Below are 17,845 nucleotides of genomic sequence, written 5' to 3'. Positions count from 1 at the left end.
TTACTTTGCCTCCTTTTCTAATGGAATCATATTTAAGAATCCATATAAGAAACCAGCAAGAATAAATCCACCTGCAGCACTTGTTAAGAAACTTAAAGCATATTTACTATCAAATAAAACAATTGAAGTTTCTCCAATAATAAGTGCACCAGTTCCTAACGTTTCTCTTAAAAATCCAATAACAACAAGTAATAAGAAACTTGAAATAGCTGTATATAAATGGCCTAATAAAGACATTTTATTATCATCTTTATGCATCATATCAACATTAAATAAAATCAGTGCAAGATACATACTAAAGATTTGATCTAAATTAAAGTATGTAGAAAGTATGATAGATAACGCTGCAATGATTGCTGCAATTAAGATAAGTTTTGCATAAAGATTGAATCTACCTTCTACAAATTTATCAAGTGCAAGTGATGCAAGTTTTACTAACATACTTGAAACAAATAATACGATACCTGCAAGTAATGCTTTTTCAAGTGATTTTGCAATATAAATTAAAGGCACAATACTTAAAAGGCTTATTCTTCTGATTAAATTTAAATTCATGAGATAACCCCCTTAATTGCATCAACGATTTCTCTAATTAAATATTGTGTACCGTTAGAGTTATCCGTTGGACCAGTTGTTGATTCTGGTAATTGATCTACAAGAATATTTTTACCAATAAAGGACGCTAAGAATTCCTTACTTGCAGTAATGAATCTACCGTGTGTATGTTTGTATAATTCATCAGGTAAACTTGCAAATCGAATAATGTTATTTTCATCAACTGCTAAGAATACTGTAACTGATTCTTCATGTGTTGCTGAACGGTCAAAATATGTACCTGTTAATTTATGTTCATAAACTTTATAAATTGAACCACCAAATGTAACAGTTGACACTTTTATACCTGAAATTGTTTGCTCACCAATTAAACCATATTCACCACCAAATAAATCTTTGATGTATTCTACTGGTTCACCTTGGTGGAATGTAATGACATGTTTTATAACGTTTTTAATGCTTGAACGTGATACTTCAATTGTTGTACCACCTGCAGCACCATCAATGAATTGGATATTTTCAAAGAATAATCCATTATAATTTTGAAGTAAGTAATTTCTTACTAGCGGGAAATAACTTGCTGATGTTGAGTCATAAGTTTCAACTTTTTTATCAATCGCATAGACTTTACCATTTGCATCAATTGCAACATATAACTCTAAGTAAAAGTATGAATTGTTTGTTCTTGCAACATAAATGTCTGCTAATTTATTACCAAACATATCCATAACTTCTGCTTGTGAAAGAATGCTAGCATCAATCACTGGTTTTTCATTCACGATTTCAACTTTTTGTCCAAACATTTTATCAACATCACTTGTCGGTAATGCTGTTTGGATTGCAATCATAATAATTGAACCGATGATCATTGCAACAAATGCGATGACTAATAATATATTTTCACGTTTCATCCTAAGAAGACCTCCCCAGCAATTAACATTAACTCATGGATTAACATCTTAGAGTTATTTGGTTCGCCTTCATCATTTGTTGAACCTGTGTAAGCATCTGGAACTTCATTAATCATCATATCTTTAAAGCTTTGTGCATAAACTAATGCTTTAGCATAGAAATTACCCAGTGAATGTTTGTATGACTCGTTTGGTAATAACACACCTAAAATCTTGCCTGATTCATCTAAAGCAACTTGAACCATAATTTCTTTTTCAGTTAATGAACCTGTTTGATATACACCAGCTTTAGTTAAGCTAATTACTTTACCACTCTTTGTAGTACCATTAATAACTTCTACTTTAACGGCTGCTCCTGAAACATTAGATGTTGTTGTTGATGCAATTGTATATTCACCGTAAAACGCTTCATAAGGCATTACAAATGGGAATTTTTCAACTTTAGCATGGTGTGAACCAAGTGCTCGAAACATATCCATTAAAGTGTTCATTGAGACTGAAGTTGCACCAGTTGCTTGATCGGTGATTGTTGGTGATAATTTTTGATATTTATAATCTTGTAATAATTTAGTTGTTTTATCTTGATACATAGTTTGGTTAAGTTCAATTATTTTTAAATCACTGATCTTCTCATCTAAACCAACTGCAATCATAATTTTGATATTACCAAAACCATTTTTTGCATTTGCCTCGTAAACATAACCTAAACCTTCACTACCTTTATAAACTTTAGCTGAAAGTAAGATTTCAACAACATCTATTGTTTCTAATGGATTTGATGTGAAATCTGTTGCATCACTCATCATAATTTTAATTTCAGCTAATGCTTTTTCTTTTTCTTTAGCAAGTTTAATTGGATTAAATATCGCATAACTTCCAATTAATAATGAAAGACTGACTAAGAAGGTAATTGCAAGTGCTAATATACTTTTTAATTTCATATAGCATAACCTCCTAATACTAAGAAGGATACGATTAAGATTGCAATGAATGCAACACTATAACCTAAAATAAATTTTAATTTGATTGGGTTTTTTGCCCATACTGGATAATCAAGTACTGGAACTAACATATTGCCAAGAAGAATCGCAAATGCTACACCTTCTGGTAAATTACCGAATTGTCTAATTGAAAAGACAACTGTACCGATGATTAATCCAAAGATCCAACGACCAGGTCTTGTAATTGGTGATGTTGCTGGGTCTGTAATCATAAATGCTAAACCGAATAATAAACCACCAGATAACACTTGATATAAAACATATTGTGCTAAATATTGTGGATATAACACGAGTCCAGCAACAAAACTTAATGCTGTAAAGATTAAGAGGGCAGAAAGTGCAGGACGGAAGTCAGCACTCTTTCTAATAAATAAATATAGTGCCCCAATTAAAATTGCTAAACTGTTTACTTCTCCTAATGAACCTGGAATATTACCACTGAATAAATCAAGTAAACTATATGAATTGAAAACTTGTGGGAATGATGTTGAAAGTGGTGTTGCACCAGCTGCAGCATCCACTAAACCATAACTACCTGTGAAAAATCCTGTAAAGGTAATCGCAATAAAGATTCTGCCAAGTGCTGCTGGGTTGAATAGGTTAAATCCTAAACCACCAAAAATCATCTTACCAACGAATGCTCCAAATAAAGCACCAATGATCACAACATAGAAATCAATTTGGTCTGGTAATAACATTGCATAAATTAAACCAGATACCGCTGGTGCTGCAAAGTTATTAATTGAATATTTTTTAAATTTGTTAACTAATTTGTCTTTAAAATCAAAACCTTCTACCTTTGTAACTGCTAAGAAATAGATCATTTCAACTAATACAAAGACAATTAATGAAAGTAAGATTCTTGTTAATGCATCAAGACCGAATCTGTAAATTGAAAAGAATGTTACAGGGGTTAACGCAATTAGCACATCAAACATCATTCTTTTTGTTGAGGTTGCTTTACGAATATATGGAGATGTTTGTTTAGAAAAAGTCATATTTTGTTGGTACATAACTATTCCCCTTGTCTAAGAATACGTTTGCCTTGACGCATGTAATCTGTTAAGTGAATCTTAGATGGACATACGAATGAACATAGACCGCATTCAATACATTTATTAACAGATAAAGTTTTTAAGAAATCTTTATCTTTTGCTTTAACCGCGTTCATAATTTGAACTGGTTGAATTTGAACTGGACATGAGTAGACACATGATGCACAGTGAATACATGGGTCTTCATCACTATAGACTGTGTTTTGAACAATCAATGATGTTGCAGTGTGCGTTGAAATAATATCATCCGATGGAAGGTTTGTTCCCATCATTGGTCCGCCCATAATTAAAGTTTTTGGAATATGTGTATCAACATATCCACCAGCTTTTTCAAGTAAGTTATGAATTGGTGTACCGATTCTAATCTTAAATGATTTATTAACAGCACCATCACCTGAGATAACAAAGTATCTTTCTAGGACAGGTAGACCATATTTAACTGCATGGAATAATGATTGTAATGTTGATACGTTAAATGGTACAACACCGTAATCTGCAGGTAATTTACCTTGAGGTACAACAATACCTGTTGCAGATTTAATCGCTTCTAATTCCCAACCTTGTGGGTAGTAATTACCAACAGGTACTACTTGAATATCATACTCAGGATAAGCATTCAATGCGAAGTTAATTCTTTCAACTAACTCCATATATTTCTTCTTAACCGCAATGATACCAGTTTTTGCATTTAACGCACGCATTGCATAAATTAACCCATTGATTAATTCATCCGGATAATTCATCATGAGTTCATAGTCAGAAATTAACTTTGGTTCACATTCAACACCGTTTGCTAAAACGATGTTAATTTCTGCTTTAGTGTTTAATTTAATGTAGGTTGGGAAACCAGATCCTCCAAGACCTACTAGACCAGCATTTTTTGCAATCTCAACATAATCCGCTTTGGTAAAGTTTAAGATTTCCTCATCTGTTCTAGTTTTTACTGATTCATGAACCTCATATTTATAATCGTTTTTAACGATCATACAGTTGACCTTTTGGCCAGAGGCATCATATTTCATTTCATAACCTACAACTTCACCCGATACGGTTGCATGTATTGGTTGTTCGAAAAATGCACCTTTTCTAGTACCAATAACTTCACCGACCTTAACGAACTGACCAAAGACAACACATGTTTCCCCTTCAGGGCAACGTTGGTTTGTCATTGGATAGTAAAGATAAGGTGCTTCAAGATAGTGAACGAGAGGAAGCTTTTTTAAAACCTTTTTCCCATCTGGGATTATTCTTGTTTTCGCAATCATTACTGATCACTCCTTCTTATTAATTGTGTTTGCTTGTGAGTTTAATAACTTCTCTTTTTACTTTCTCTAAAACAATTTCATTATCAAGATTTGTTAATACTTCGTGAATCCATAAGACAACTTGTCTAAACTCAGCTTCTTTAAATCCTTTTGTTGTCATTGCTGCCGAACCTACTCTAATACCAGAGGTATATGCTGGTTTTTCTTTGTCAAAAGGAATTGAGTTTTTATTGATTGTAATATTAACTTTGTAAAGTGCCTCTTCAGCTTTTTTACCTGTGATACCCAATTTAGATTTAATATCGATTAAAACTAAATGATTTTCAGTACCACCTGAGATGACTCGATACCCCAATTCTTTAAAAGTTTCTGCCATCGCTTGTGAATTCTTTACAACTTGTTCTTGGTAATTTTTAAAACTTAGTTCCATTGCTTCTTTAAAGGCAACCGCCTTAGCTGCAATGACATGCATTAATGGTCCACCTTGTTCACCAGGAAATACTGATTTATCAATTTTCTTTGCAATATCTTCATTATTCGTAAGGATGATACCACCGCGAGGACCTCTTAATGTTTTATGCGTTGTTGATGTTACAACATCTGCATAAGGCATTGGAGAAGGGTGAACCCCTGCTGCAACTAACCCTGCAATATGTGCCATATCAACCATTAAATATGCACCAACTAAATCTGCTATTTCTCTAAACTTTTTAAAGTCAATAATTCTAGAATATGCAGATGCACCAGCGATAATCAATTTTGGTTTAACTTCTAATGCAATTCTTTTAACTTCTTCATAATCGATTGCTTCATCTTTTTCAGAAACACCATATGCATATGCATCGTAGAATTTACCAGAGAACGAAAGTTTAAACCCGTGGGTTAAATGACCACCTGCATTTAAACTCATTCCAAGTATTTTATCTCCTGGATTCAGTAATGCATTATATGCTGCCGCATTTGCTTGTGAACCAGAGTGTGGTTGAACATTCACATATTTCGCATTGAAAAGCGCTTTTAGTCTCTCTTGCGCTAATTCTTCTACGATATCGACGAATTCACATCCACCATAGTATCTGTTTTTTGGATACCCTTCAGCATATTTATTCGTAAGGATTGAACCTTGAGCTTCTAAGACTGCTTCTGAAACAAAGTTCTCAGATGCGATGAGCTCAATGTGTGCCTTTTGTCTTTGTGCTTCTTTTTCTATTGCTTCATAAAGTGATGGATCATAATTTTTTAGCATGTGGTTTACCTCTTTAGTTAAATCTATGCTTAAATTATACCATTTTGAACTTTTTATATTTTATATAAAGTTTGAAGGATAAAAAAATGGAAGAATCGATTAGACACTTCCATTTTAAATATTTGACATTTACATTGCAAATGATTCTATAATTGATAACGCTTTCAATTTTTTATCGGAAAATTTGGGATTTTTTACATTTTGTTGTTTTTAAATTTTCTGATAAATTCCGTTACTCTTGGGTTACTTAAATCATACTCCAAATCCTCAAAAACGCTTTGACTAGCGTGTCCTTCGACAATTAAATGGAATTTTTCCATGTATTTCATAAATCGAACACGTGTTTGATACGGCTTTAAAAATTTAATATGTTCTTTGTATTTAACATAATAATCCAAACTTTCAGGTTGCATACCAATAACACCATAATACATTGACATCGTTGCATACTTAATTCCTAAGAGTTTTTTATGCTTTACTTCCTTCATGTATTGCATAAGGGTTAGATCATCATAAAGTGTAAATGCCGCAACTGCAACGAGTAGTTTCATATTTTCTGAATCAATTGTTAAGACTAGTGTCTGGTGTTTTTTAGCATATTCTAGTAGTTCAATAAATTTACCTGTGTGTAATAAATTAAAAGCTTTATATAGTGGGATTTTAGAAATCATTATGACTGGGATTGAAATTAAAGTTGATAAAGCAACCGTGATAACTAAAATCAATTCTCGATCAGGATGATATCTAAAGATAAAAAACACTGCTAAAAATACGAGTGTAAAACTCAAAGTATACAACATTAAAAAAGTAAAATACGCACTTTTTTTCATAAAAACTCTCCCCTTTTTTATTGAAAAAAAAGCGCTATAAAAGCACTTTATTTTACATTGTGATAAACGTTAGATACATCGTCTAAATCTTCAAGACCTTGAAGCAGTCTTTCAAACTTAGCTAAGTCTTCAGGATCAGTAATCTCAACTTCGCTCATTGGAATAAACATAATAGCGTCTTGAGTTGTTTCTAATCCCGCAGTTTTTAATGCGTCTTTAATATTACCGTATTCAGATGGATCGGCATAGATTGTTACTTTTTCATCTTCTGCTTCAATATCGATGACGTTAATATCATTTTCAATTAAGAATTCCAACATTTTTTCTTCAGTAGTTGGCACTTCAAAAACAGCACGGTGTTCAAATTGGTGTAACACTGAACCTGAAACGCCTAATTTTCCGTATGCTTTATTGAATAGTGTTCTTACATCAGATAAACTACGATTTGTGTTGTCAGTTAAGCATTCAACGATGAATAAACTATTACCAGGTCCAAATCCTTCATAACGGATTTCAGTATAGTTTTCTTCACTTCCACCTATCGCTTTTTCAATTGCACGTTTGATAACGTCAGCTGTTACTTGTTCTTTCTTTGCACGCTCAATAATTCTTCTTAAAGCTACGTTCGTATCTGGGTCAGGTGTACCAGCTTTAGCAGCCATATAGATTTCCTTACCATACTTAGAATAAACTTTAGATTTTACAGCGGCAGTTTTTGCCATTGCGACTTTTCTTACTTCAAATGCTCTTCCCATAATAAATTACTTCTTTCCAAATGTTTCTTGATATTTTTCTATTGCTTCGCTGATTACTTTTTCAGCTTCGTCTTTACTTTCTACATCTAGGATGTATGTTTTCTTACCTTCTAATGATTTATACACTTCAAAGAAATGTGTAATTTCAGAAAGCAAGTGATGTGGTAAACTCTTCAGGTCTGTGTATTGGGTTAATGATGGATCACCAAAAGGTATTGCAATAATCTTTTCATCAACTTCATCACTATCAATCATCTTAATGACCCCAATCGGATAACATTCTACAAGTGACATTGGTTCAATGTCTTCTTGACATAGGACAAGTACATCAAGAGGGTCATTATCCCCTGCATATGTTAACGGAATGAAACCATAATTTGCTGGATAGTGGGCAGATGTAAAGAGTACACGGTCTAAGATAATCATCCCCGTTTGTTTATCTAATTCGTATTTTTTCTTACTTCCCTTGGAAATCTCTACACAAACGATGAATCGTTGTGGCTTGATGCGGTCGGGATTTATATCGTGCCAAATATTCATATAATCACCTAATTTTCCTTTTCAGCAACTTTATTGTAACACTAAAAATCGTTTTTTTCTATCTAAAGATAGTATAATATTTCAAAAGAGGTATAGATAATGAAACATGTTTATGAAACTACAATCACAAATATTGACGGTTTAGCGGGAACTGTCAAAGCAGACAGTGGTTATACTTTTACCACCGATGGTGTTAAAAATGCAGATAGTAACCACACAAACCCAGAACAATTAATTGGTGCATCTTGGGCAACTTGCTTAGCTGCAACACTTCACTCAGTTTTAGTAGCAAAAGGCATTAAACCAGTCACTAGAATTGATGTCAAAGTTGATCTTTGGTTTGATGATAAAACACGCTATCAATTTAAATTACACGCCAATGTTGCAATCCAAGGTGTGTCATTAGATGACGCTGAAAAGTATCTTGAAATCACCCATAGATTCTGCCCTGTATCTAAGTTAATTGCAGACAAAGAAGCAGTTACTTGGTCTGTTGCTCAATATTAAAACATTTTAATAAGGCCATTAAAAGAATATCACAGTTTTCGCTGTGATATTTTTATTTTAATGTTAATTCTTTAATCGTTGCAATCTTAAACCCTTGTTGTTTAAGATCTGTTTGTGCAGTATCTACCATATAACCATCATACATTTGTATCATCTCTAAATCATTGGATGAGTCACCAATTGTATAAATATTTTTAGGATTTATACCACTTATTTTCTCTAACACTTTTAAGGCAATACCTTTGTTTGTTTTATTAGAAATAATCTCAACCAATGTTGCATGAGGTAGTGCTAAAACATAACAATTAATTGATTTATAAAGGTTTAATACGTGTGTTGAAAACTCATAACCTTTTAACACATCATTAAATCTCATAGCAATCTTAGTCAGTGGATAAATACTTTCTTCACTTGAAGTTTTTAATCCGACATATTTACATTGTGTAATATATTTTTCATATCTTTTTATATCAGAATTTAAATGATCTATCACATCTTTTTCGATAGATTCATAATATAAAATATTTAAATCTTTATCGAGTAACATACCACCTGATAAGATCAAATAATCAAACGGTATATTGTTTTTTTCGTATTCAACCATAAAGCTTGTATATGCTCTACCGGTTGCAATCACGAATAAATTGCCTTTATTACGATAGTCTTCAATTAATCTAATATTCTCTTTTAATTCTTCTTCATTACGATAAAACGTGCCATCGTAATCGGATACAATCATTTTTTTCATATTTAAACCTATTTCTAATTATTCTGTCATACCTTTTCCATCTAGGATTTGATCGACATATTTGTATATTCTTTTAATTCTAGTTTCTCTTTGTTTAGCATCATTATAATATAAAAGATATGCTTTTTTTCTTCCAGGTGTTAACTTTTCAAAAGCTTCTTTAAATCTTGGAAGTTCTTGGAACACATCAATGAGTTCACTTGGGTATTCTGGCATTGCTTTTTCGATTTGTTCTTTAGCAGGCTTTAAACCTTTGAGTTCATTTTCGATTGCCTCAATCATATATGCTTTAATGATTTGTTCTAATCTTTTAGCTTCTTCTAATGATTGCATTCGAATGATTCGTGATGACTGTTGAAAGTCTCCGTGTGATGTTAATATTTTCTTTTCATCTTTTAAAAGAATACCATTAAAGAAATTAACAGTAAAGTAATTCTTGAAAATACTTAAAATAAATACATTTTTACTCTTAACCATATAAACAGGTTGTCCCCATTTAATTGCTTCATCAACTTCAAGTGATGTTGCGATTTCTCTTAAAAATGTAATTTCTTCTTTCCATTCTTTATATTGACTAATGTGATTTGTTACAGCTTCTGTTTTCATATTCAATCCCCCATAAAAAGAATTAAAGGCATTCGGTATACCAAATGCCTTTTTGTTTAAGATTAGTTTTGTTCTTCAGCTTTCATTTGATCAATTAAAGCTTTTAATAAATCTGGGCGGTCCGTAATGATACCGTCTGCACCAAGTTCAATTAATAACTTCATTTCTTCTGGATCATCTACTGTCCAGTAAAGCACAGCCATGCCTTTTCTGTGAGCATCATTAATCATTTGAGCATGCATAAAGTTCGCACGATAATAATCACCTTCAGGAAGTGCAATATAATCTCTGAAAATACTTGGGATTATATCAAGTAATTTAGCTGTTCCTCCTTGAATTCTCATTGAAGAAGGGTTTGGTAAGATTAAGACTTCTGATTTGATTGGCCAGAAGAAATCTAAGTTAAATGCTGATAAGACTGCCCACATTGTAACTTCACTTGTTGCAGCAGCCATTAACATTTCAGGTGCATTTTCTTTGAAGTAGTCAGTAACTTCATCAGAGAATGATGCAAGTACAACTTTACCTTCTAAGTTAAACTCTCTAACTAAGGAGATGAGTTCCGCTGCAGCAGCTTTATAATCATGAAGACCCGGTGTATAACCGTTTTTATTACCTTCTTCTGGTGCATCTTTAATTTCTAAGATATATAAAACTTTATCATTCACTTCTTCAAAGATGTCTCTGATTCTTGCAGGAATCATTTGTTGCATAATTGGGTCATTCGCATCTAAATCTTTATATGGTTGTTGGCCACCTAAATCTTCTGGTTCTGTGAATGTTCTTGCTAGATAATAATCATCCGCTTTAATTGCTTGAACAATTTCAGCATATGAATGACTACGTACAAAAGCCTTATCAAGTTGAGAACCGGGACTCATTGTTAAATATAAATCGTGTTGTGAAATAAGTTGTCCATCTGCTGTCATAGCAAGGTCAATCTCTAACACTTGTGGATTATAGTGTTCCATTAAATAGTTATATGCAAATACTGTGTTTTCTGGAACAAGTTCTTTAGCACCACCATGTGGAATAATCAGTGGATATTTACCTTCTTTTAAGAATGTATTATTTTTTGATACAGATGAAATCGTAAATGGTACAAAGTTTAAAATGCTAATCACTAAGACAAGTGAAAATAAACTAATTAAAGTCCATTTAACAATTCTTATAAAAATCTTCATGTTGTTATTCTCCTTTTTGTTCTTTATATAACTCGTATAAATTATGCGCTAGTGCACAAATCGTCATTGGACCAACACCTTTTGGAACTGGTGTGATATATGATGCAATACCTTGAACACTTTCAAAATCAACGTCACCAACAAGTTTACCGTCAATTCTATTAATACCTACATCAATAACAACTGCACCTTGTTTAACCATATCTTTTGTAACAAATTTAGCTTTGCCAATAGCAGCAATTAAAATATCTGCTTGTTTCGTAATTTCTGCTAAATTTGTAGTTTTAGAATGGGTGATTGTAACAGTTGCATTTCTATCAAGTAACATTTTAGAAATTGGTGCACCAACAATTTGACTTCTTCCAATAACTACAGCGTGTTTGCCTTCAATTGGAATTTGATAATGATCAAGTAACATCATGATCCCTTGTGGTGTTGCAGGACGTATACCCTTTTTCTTTTGAAACAGTAAACCTTGATTCATGGTGTGGAATCCATCCACATCTTTTTTATAATCAATTGATTCAATCAATAATTCGCTGTTTAAATGTTTTGGAATAGGCAGTTGTAGAAGAATACCATTCACCGAATTATCATGATTTAATTTTTGGATTAAATCATAGACAATTCTTTCTTCAACTCTATCTTCTAGGTTATGAATCTCAACAATCATCCCTAAACTTTCAGCTGTCTTTAGCTTACCTTTAACATATGATTCACTTGCTGGGTCATTACCAATTAATATGATATCAAGTTTTGGTTGACTTGGTAATTTTAAAACAGCTTCTTTTAATTTTTCATTTAAAATGTCTGCTGTTTCTCTACCGTTTAATAAAATCATGAGATAATCTCTCCTTCATCATCGACTCTAAAATCTAGTGCACGTGGATGTTCATTTAATCCAGGCATTGTATTAATGCCTTTTGTGAGTGCCACAATTAGTTTAGCACCATATGAGATTTTTATATCACTAATTTCTAAATTAAAATGACGTGGGCGTCCCTTTAGTGTTGCATCGCCTGATAATGACAATGGCGTCTTTGCAATACAAATCGGGAATTTAAGTGCTTTGAATTGTTCCATTTTGCGTAGTGCACGTTTAGAAAAAATGACATCGTCTGCTCCGTACATATTAACTGCAATCTTTTTAACTTTATCTGAAATTGAATCTTCATATTGATACAGTGGTTTAAAATGAGATCCTTTTTCTGCTTCTTCTTTAACAAGTTTAGCAAGTTCTTGCGTACCTTTACCACCTTTAATAAATCCTTCTGATAATCCAAAAGGAATATGATTCTTCTTCGCCCATGTTTCTAAGAATTGGAGTTCTTCTTTTGCATCGCTTGCAAATTTATTTAAAGCAATCACTCCACGCAAGCCAAGATTGTGAATATTTTCAAAATGCTTTTCTATGTTCTCTAAGCCTTTTTCAAGTGCTTCAACATTTGTTTGATCAAGTTCAGATTCTAATACACCACCATGAAGTTTGAGTGCTTTAATGGTTGCAACGACAACAACAACAGAAACCTTAGTTGAAAGTAGCGGTTGTTTAATATGTAAGAATTTCTCCATACCTAAATCCGCACCAAAACCAGCTTCTGTAATTACGTAATTCGCTAGTTTTAAAGCCATTTGAGTTGCAATCACAGAATTACAACCATGTGCGATATTTGCAAAAGGACCTGCATGTACAAATGCTGGTACCATTTCTTTTGCAAACACTATATTAGGCTTTATCGCATCTTTTAATATAAGTGCTAAAGCATCCTGACAACCTAAATCTTTGACATGGACATTTTGATCATCTTCATTGATACCAATCAAAATATCTGCAAGTCTTTGTTTTAAATCAGGGAAGTCTTTCGCTAATGCAAGGATTGCCATAATTTCAGATGCCGCTGTTATTTGGAACCCATCCGTTCTTGTTTTTAAACCAACCTCGCGAAGCGCGCGATCATTGACATCCAGTGCTCTTTGCCAATAAACTTCTTTAATCTTTAGTTCATTACCAAAATAAATGTGATTATCAATCATGGCAGAAAGTAAATTGTTTGCCGCTGTAATGGCGTGGAGATCACCATTAAAATGCAGGTTAATGTCCCAACCAGGTTCAAGACTAGAAACACCACCACCAATGGCACCACCTTTCATACCAAATACTGGCCCCATAGAAGGTTCTCTTAATGCTAATATGACATTATCACCATTTGCCTTAAATCCTTGTGCAAGGCCAATTGATACAGTTGTTTTACCTTCACCACTTGAAGTTGGATTGATTGCAGAAACTAAAATAAGTTTGCCATCTTTAGCAGCTTCAAGTCGCTTTTTCAATTTTAAATCTACTTTGAATTTATCTTCACCGTAGCTAATAATTTCTTCAGGTCTAATCTTTAAAACATCTTTTAAATATTCATATTTCGTCATTTATTTACCCCTAAAAAAATAAAAGTATCATCGTAATCGATACTTTTATTATACATAGAATATGTATTAAGTTTTGTATAAAGGCTTACACTTTATAAAAGTTGTAACCTTGTTTTAGAATAGTTTCTGCAATCAAAACTTCTTCTTTTGTAGGTTCATTAATATCTTCAAGTTCATACTTAAGTCCCATGGCTTCCCATTTACGAATACCAAACTTGTGGTAAGGTAAAATATCAATGCCTGTGATATTGCTAAGCCCATCGATAAACTCTCTTAATCGTTTGAGGTAGACTTCTTGAGAATTTATCGTTGGGATTAACACGTGTCTTAAAACTGTAGGAACTTTCTTTTCTGATAAAACTTCAGCAAACTTTAAAATGTTTGTATTTGGTGCACCACATAACCACTTATGCATTTCATTATCAATGTGCTTAATATCTAATAGAACTAAATCGGTATATTTTAACAGTTCTTCAAATTCTTCCATGCGTTTTTCTGAAAATGTTCCAGCTGCTGTATCTAAACACGTATGAATACCTTGAGCTTTTGCTTGTTTGAAGAGTTCAGTTAAAAAAGCCATTTGAAGTGTGGCTTCCCCGCCGGATACGGTGAGTCCGCCACCTTTATAGAAGGGCTTGAACCTTTTGTAGTCATTAAGAATTTCGTCTACTGTCATTAATTTATTATCCTCAGTTCCCCAAGTATCACGATTATGACAGAATTTACATCTTAGTGGACATCCTTGTAGAAATAAGACATATCTTAATCCTGGTCCATCAAATGCACCGAAAGTCTCAATTGTATGCACATTTCCTAATAAAGCATTAGAAGTTGTCATGGAATGTACGTTTCATTACCTCTAGTTTTTGTTCGTTAGTTAAATTTGAGAAGTTAACTGCATATCCAGATACACGTACTGTTAAGTTCGGGAATAATTCTGGATGTTCATAAGCTTCTCTTAATGTTTCTCTGTTAAATACATTGACATTTAAATGGTAACCATTTGATACAAAGTAACCATCTAATAATCTCACTAAGTTTTGAACTTGAATATCACCTTCTAAATGTGTGATTGATCCTTCAATTGAAATGTTCTTACCAAGCGCTTTTGGAATAATAGTGAATGTATTTGAAATACCGTCACGGCAATCTTCATATGGTAATTTAGCAACTGATAATAGTGATTTTAATGCACCACTCTTATCGCGTTGGTGCATTGGGTTAGCACCTGGTGCAAATGGTTCACCATAACGACGACCATCTGGTGTGTTACCTGTATTTTTACCGTATACAACGTTTGATGTAATTGTTAATGCTGACATTGTTGCAACTGAATTTCTGTAAGTTGGATATTGACGAATCTTATTCATCATCATTGATACAACTTCTCTTGCGATTGAATCAACTCTATCATCATCATTTCCATATTTAGGGAAATCACCGATTGTTTCAAAATCAACAATGATACCTTTTTCTTCATCATAAATTGGATGTACTTCTGCATATTTAATTGCAGAGAGTGAGTCAGCAACAACTGATAAACCTGCAATACCTGTAGCAAACCATCTTGTCACATGTAAATCATGTAATGCCATTTCTAGTTTTTCATAAGCATATTTATCATGCATGTAATGGATGATATTTAATGCATTAACATAAACTTCAGCAAGTTCAGTTAATGTTTCATCAAATCTTTCCATCACAACATCATAATTTAGTACGTCTGCTCTTAGGACTTCTCTCTTTGTCTTTTCAAAGACTTGATCACCAGAGATTTCATCACGGCCACCATTTAATGCATAAAGTAAAGCTTTAGCAAGGTTAGCACGTGCACCGAAGAATTGCATTTCTTTACCAAGTGCCATTGGTGATACACAACATGCAATTGCGTAGTCATCACCATGGTTTGGACGAATTAATTCATCAGATTCATATTGAATTGATGATGTATCAATTGAAACTTTTGCACAGAAGTTTTTAAATCCTTCTGGTAAGTTTTCACTCCATAAAATAGTAAGGTTTGGTTCTGCTGATGTACCTAAGTTGTATAAAGTTTGTAATAAACGGAACGCAGTTTTTGTAACAAGTGAATTGCCATCAACAGTCATACCACCAAGAACAGCTGTTACCCAAGTTGGGTCACCTGTAAATAATTGATTATATTCAGGTGTTCTTGCAAAACGAATCATTCTTAATTTCATTACGAAATGGTCAACCATTTCTTGAATTTCGAATTCTGAGTATTTACCTTCTACTAAATCTCTTTCAATATAGATATCTAAGAATGCATCCACTCTACCTAAACTCATTGCAGCACCATTTTGTTCTTTAACTGCTGCAAGATATGCAAGATATAACCATTGAATTGCTTCTTTTGAATCAGCTGCAGGTCTTCTTAAATCAAAGCCGTACATATCACCTAATTCAATTAATTCTTTAAGTGATCTAATTTGATCTGTAACTTCTTCTCTAAGTCTGATTACATCTTCAGTCATTGGGAAGACTAATGTGTTTTGTTGTGCTTGTTTTTCTTTGATTAAGAAATCAACACCATAAAGAGGCACTCTTCTGTAGTCACCGATAATTCTACCTCTTCCATACCCATCAGGAAGACCTGTGATGATGTGTGATTTTCTAGCTTTTCTAATTTGTGGTGTATAAGCATCAAAGACACCTTGATTGTGAGTTTTTCTTACATTTGTATATAAATCAATTGTTTCTTGTTCAACTTTATATCCGTATGCTTCAGCAGCTTTAGTTGCTACTTGAATACCACCATTAGGGAAAAAGCCCCTCTTCAGTGGAGCATCTGTTTGTAACCCAACAATCTTCTCTAATTTTTGGTCAATATAACCAGGTTTGTGAGAAATAATTGTTGAAGCAACTTTAGTATCAAGTTCAATTACTCCACCTTTTTCTTTCTCTAATTTTAATAGGTTTTTAAATTGTTCATTTAACGAAAGTGAACTTTCAGCTGCACCTTCTAAAAAGTTAGCGTCACCTTTATATTCTTTATAGTTCTTCTTAACAAAGTCTGCTACATTGATAGAATTATTCCATGCACCAGCATTAAAACCTCTCCATGCGTTTTCCATGTTTTCTTTCTCCTTTAATATGTGTATATTGGACACGATTATCTATTATTATTTTATCGAGGTGTCAAAAAAATTGCTTGGAAAGTTATAATAGAAAGCGTTTTCTAAAAATTAGGTGCTTTTTAGAGTCTATAAATTGTCGTGAATAACACACAATGTGTTATCATAAGTTTATTAAAATGGTGAAAAAATATGAAGAAAGCTATCGTTTTAGTAGGGATTCCTGGTTCTGGGAAGTCTACTTATGGTAAAACACTGAAACTTCCATATTTTTCTTCAGATATGATTCGATTAGAGTTATTTAAAACACTCAAAGCACATCATGATCCTGAAGATGATCAAAGAGTATTTACAAGACTACATGAACTTGTTTTTAGTTTTGGTGATTCACTCATTTATGATGCAACAAATATCGATAGAAAGAAAAGGATTTTTCTTTATAAGGAATTTAAACAACGTGGATATTATGTTGAGGTTCATTTAATTTTAGAACCAAAAGCTTTAGCACTTTTCCAAAATAAACGTAGAGATCCTGAAAGGGTTGTACCTGATTTTGTTGTTAAAGATATGTATCGTGGTATGATGCCACCAAAAATTGGTGTTGATACAGATGATTTTAAAATCATTTCTCAATCTAATTTCTTAAGTGAACCCATTACCTTGGATACTTTTGTTGATTACTTAAAGTCAAATGGAACATATAAAACAATTAGACGATTTATTAATGCTGCTTATTTACCTGAAATTTTAAAACTTGAAGATGATATGGATGTCTTCGCTCATACGGATAAGATGATCTCAAAATCCAAATCATTAGAACTTCTACTTGCATCTTTTTTCCATGACCTTGGAAAAGGTACAACTAAACTCAATAAGTTTAAATTACATGAACAAGTTTCCAGCATGTACGCATTTAGATTCTTCAATGAAATTAAAAATATACCACCCTCCTTAAGGGTATGTGATATTATAGATGTCATTTTACATCATACAAATTATCCAAATATTAAACCTGAAATTCTAGAAAACCAAAAACTAGATTCAAATGTTTTATCTTTACTTGAACAATTTAATTTATTAAATCAAGAAAGCCACTAGTTCAGTGGCTTTTTTCTATAATAGT

The 17,845-nt window shown here is 32.7% G+C and carries 18 protein-coding genes; 2 read left to right on the top strand and 16 right to left on the bottom strand.

What is annotated here, in order from left to right:
- The 9 genes from JV173_RS06120 to JV173_RS06080 all read right to left on the bottom strand — a co-directional run bounded on the left by JV173_RS06120 (position 1) and on the right by JV173_RS06080 (position 8,158).
- Positions 1-555: an Rnf-Nqr domain containing protein gene (locus tag JV173_RS06120; RefSeq protein WP_205735411.1), complete on the bottom strand. Its 555-nt coding sequence runs from the start codon at positions 553-555 to the stop codon at positions 1-3.
- Positions 552-1,466 (bottom strand): hypothetical protein, encoded by a 915-nt coding sequence (locus tag JV173_RS06115; RefSeq protein ID WP_205735410.1) that lies wholly within the window; start codon positions 1,464-1,466, stop codon positions 552-554. Before JV173_RS06115 ends, JV173_RS06120 begins: the two co-directional genes overlap by 4 nt.
- The gene (locus tag JV173_RS06110; protein WP_205735409.1) at positions 1,463-2,407 is read right to left on the bottom strand and encodes an RnfABCDGE type electron transport complex subunit G; all 945 of its coding nucleotides are present in this window, start codon (positions 2,405-2,407) and stop codon (positions 1,463-1,465) included. Before JV173_RS06110 ends, JV173_RS06115 begins: the two co-directional genes overlap by 4 nt.
- A complete protein-coding gene (locus JV173_RS06105) occupies positions 2,404-3,480 on the bottom strand; it encodes an RnfABCDGE type electron transport complex subunit D (protein ID WP_205735408.1) in 1,077 nt (358 codons plus the stop codon). The genes JV173_RS06110 and JV173_RS06105 overlap by 4 nt, the downstream gene beginning before the upstream one ends.
- A 2-nt stretch (positions 3,481-3,482) precedes the next feature.
- The gene (locus JV173_RS06100) at positions 3,483-4,787 is read right to left on the bottom strand and encodes an RnfC family protein (RefSeq protein WP_205735407.1); all 1,305 of its coding nucleotides are present in this window, start codon (positions 4,785-4,787) and stop codon (positions 3,483-3,485) included.
- Between the two features lie 19 nt (positions 4,788-4,806).
- Positions 4,807-6,033 carry a serine hydroxymethyltransferase gene (gene glyA / locus JV173_RS06095; RefSeq protein WP_205735406.1) on the bottom strand — a complete coding sequence of 409 codons (1,227 nt, stop codon included), beginning with the start codon at positions 6,031-6,033 and terminating at the stop codon, positions 4,807-4,809.
- Positions 6,034-6,227: 194 nt separating this feature from the next.
- A complete protein-coding gene (locus JV173_RS06090) occupies positions 6,228-6,821 on the bottom strand; it encodes a hypothetical protein (RefSeq protein WP_205735405.1) in 594 nt (197 codons plus the stop codon).
- 89 nt (positions 6,822-6,910) lie between these two features.
- On the bottom strand, positions 6,911-7,618 hold the full coding sequence (locus JV173_RS06085; RefSeq protein ID WP_205735404.1) for a YebC/PmpR family DNA-binding transcriptional regulator: 708 nt from the start codon (positions 7,616-7,618) through the stop codon (positions 6,911-6,913).
- Positions 7,619-7,624: 6 nt separating this feature from the next.
- Positions 7,625-8,158 (bottom strand): inorganic diphosphatase, encoded by a 534-nt coding sequence (locus JV173_RS06080; RefSeq protein WP_205735403.1) that lies wholly within the window; start codon positions 8,156-8,158, stop codon positions 7,625-7,627.
- A gap of 99 nt (positions 8,159-8,257) precedes the next feature.
- On the opposite strand from JV173_RS06080, the gene JV173_RS06075 reads away from it, so the two are divergent.
- The gene (locus JV173_RS06075; protein WP_205735402.1) at positions 8,258-8,665 is read left to right on the top strand and encodes an OsmC family protein; all 408 of its coding nucleotides are present in this window, start codon (positions 8,258-8,260) and stop codon (positions 8,663-8,665) included.
- A gap of 52 nt (positions 8,666-8,717) precedes the next feature.
- Here JV173_RS06075 and JV173_RS06070 read toward each other — a convergent pair whose 3' ends face one another.
- The 7 genes from JV173_RS06070 to pflB all read right to left on the bottom strand — a co-directional run bounded on the left by JV173_RS06070 (position 8,718) and on the right by pflB (position 16,743).
- Positions 8,718-9,413 (bottom strand): HAD family hydrolase, encoded by a 696-nt coding sequence (locus JV173_RS06070; RefSeq protein ID WP_205735401.1) that lies wholly within the window; start codon positions 9,411-9,413, stop codon positions 8,718-8,720.
- Between the two features lie 18 nt (positions 9,414-9,431).
- Entirely contained in the window at positions 9,432-10,019 is a 588-nt protein-coding gene (locus JV173_RS06065; protein ID WP_205735400.1) for a YdeI/OmpD-associated family protein, read from the bottom strand.
- A gap of 62 nt (positions 10,020-10,081) precedes the next feature.
- Positions 10,082-11,203, bottom strand: a complete 1,122-nt coding sequence (locus tag JV173_RS06060) for a glycerophosphodiester phosphodiesterase family protein (RefSeq protein ID WP_205735399.1) — start codon at positions 11,201-11,203, stop codon at positions 10,082-10,084.
- Positions 11,204-11,207: 4 nt separating this feature from the next.
- Positions 11,208-12,044 carry a bifunctional 5,10-methylenetetrahydrofolate dehydrogenase/5,10-methenyltetrahydrofolate cyclohydrolase gene (locus tag JV173_RS06055; protein WP_240453021.1) on the bottom strand — a complete coding sequence of 279 codons (837 nt, stop codon included), beginning with the start codon at positions 12,042-12,044 and terminating at the stop codon, positions 11,208-11,210.
- A complete protein-coding gene (locus JV173_RS06050) occupies positions 12,041-13,627 on the bottom strand; it encodes a formate--tetrahydrofolate ligase (protein WP_205735398.1) in 1,587 nt (528 codons plus the stop codon). Before JV173_RS06050 ends, JV173_RS06055 begins: the two co-directional genes overlap by 4 nt.
- Before the next feature lie 85 nt (positions 13,628-13,712).
- Complete coding sequence (pflA, locus tag JV173_RS06045) at positions 13,713-14,465, bottom strand: pyruvate formate-lyase-activating protein (protein ID WP_205735397.1); 753 nt, start codon at positions 14,463-14,465, stop codon at positions 13,713-13,715.
- Positions 14,452-16,743: a formate C-acetyltransferase gene (gene pflB / locus JV173_RS06040; RefSeq protein ID WP_372433666.1), complete on the bottom strand. Its 2,292-nt coding sequence runs from the start codon at positions 16,741-16,743 to the stop codon at positions 14,452-14,454. The genes pflA and pflB overlap by 14 nt, the downstream gene beginning before the upstream one ends.
- 171 nt (positions 16,744-16,914) lie before the next feature.
- On the opposite strand from pflB, the gene JV173_RS06035 reads away from it, so the two are divergent.
- Positions 16,915-17,820 (top strand): AAA family ATPase, encoded by a 906-nt coding sequence (locus JV173_RS06035; RefSeq protein WP_205735395.1) that lies wholly within the window; start codon positions 16,915-16,917, stop codon positions 17,818-17,820.
- Positions 17,821-17,845: the final 25 nt, after the last annotated feature.

This window comes from Acholeplasma equirhinis (assembly GCF_017052655.1).
In the GTDB taxonomy this organism is placed as follows: domain Bacteria; phylum Bacillota_I; class Bacilli_A; order Acholeplasmatales; family Acholeplasmataceae; genus Acholeplasma; species Acholeplasma equirhinis.
Note: the sequence above shows the minus strand (reverse complement) of the source record. Positions and strands in the feature narration are given on the sequence as shown.

What these genes read in the sequence shown, in the direction of transcription:
- JV173_RS06120 (WP_205735411.1), bottom strand. Translation starts at nt 555, where the DNA reads ATGAATTTAAATTTAATCAGAAGAATAAGCCTTTTAAGTATTGTGCCT.
- JV173_RS06115 (WP_205735410.1), bottom strand. Translation starts at nt 1,466, where the DNA reads ATGAAACGTGAAAATATATTATTAGTCATCGCATTTGTTGCAATGATC.
- JV173_RS06110 (WP_205735409.1), bottom strand. Translation starts at nt 2,407, where the DNA reads ATGAAATTAAAAAGTATATTAGCACTTGCAATTACCTTCTTAGTCAGT.
- JV173_RS06105 (WP_205735408.1), bottom strand. Translation starts at nt 3,480, where the DNA reads ATGTACCAACAAAATATGACTTTTTCTAAACAAACATCTCCATATATT.
- JV173_RS06100 (WP_205735407.1), bottom strand. Translation starts at nt 4,787, where the DNA reads ATGATTGCGAAAACAAGAATAATCCCAGATGGGAAAAAGGTTTTAAAA.
- glyA (WP_205735406.1), bottom strand. Translation starts at nt 6,033, where the DNA reads ATGCTAAAAAATTATGATCCATCACTTTATGAAGCAATAGAAAAAGAA.
- JV173_RS06085 (WP_205735404.1), bottom strand. Translation starts at nt 7,618, where the DNA reads ATGGGAAGAGCATTTGAAGTAAGAAAAGTCGCAATGGCAAAAACTGCC.
- JV173_RS06080 (WP_205735403.1), bottom strand. Translation starts at nt 8,158, where the DNA reads ATGAATATTTGGCACGATATAAATCCCGACCGCATCAAGCCACAACGA.
- JV173_RS06075 (WP_205735402.1), top strand. Translation starts at nt 8,258, where the DNA reads ATGAAACATGTTTATGAAACTACAATCACAAATATTGACGGTTTAGCG.
- JV173_RS06070 (WP_205735401.1), bottom strand. Translation starts at nt 9,413, where the DNA reads ATGAAAAAAATGATTGTATCCGATTACGATGGCACGTTTTATCGTAAT.
- JV173_RS06065 (WP_205735400.1), bottom strand. Translation starts at nt 10,019, where the DNA reads ATGAAAACAGAAGCTGTAACAAATCACATTAGTCAATATAAAGAATGG.
- JV173_RS06060 (WP_205735399.1), bottom strand. Translation starts at nt 11,203, where the DNA reads ATGAAGATTTTTATAAGAATTGTTAAATGGACTTTAATTAGTTTATTT.
- JV173_RS06055 (WP_240453021.1), bottom strand. Translation starts at nt 12,044, where the DNA reads ATGATTTTATTAAACGGTAGAGAAACAGCAGACATTTTAAATGAAAAA.
- JV173_RS06050 (WP_205735398.1), bottom strand. Translation starts at nt 13,627, where the DNA reads ATGACGAAATATGAATATTTAAAAGATGTTTTAAAGATTAGACCTGAA.
- pflA (WP_205735397.1), bottom strand. Translation starts at nt 14,465, where the DNA reads ATGACAACTTCTAATGCTTTATTAGGAAATGTGCATACAATTGAGACT.
- JV173_RS06035 (WP_205735395.1), top strand. Translation starts at nt 16,915, where the DNA reads ATGAAGAAAGCTATCGTTTTAGTAGGGATTCCTGGTTCTGGGAAGTCT.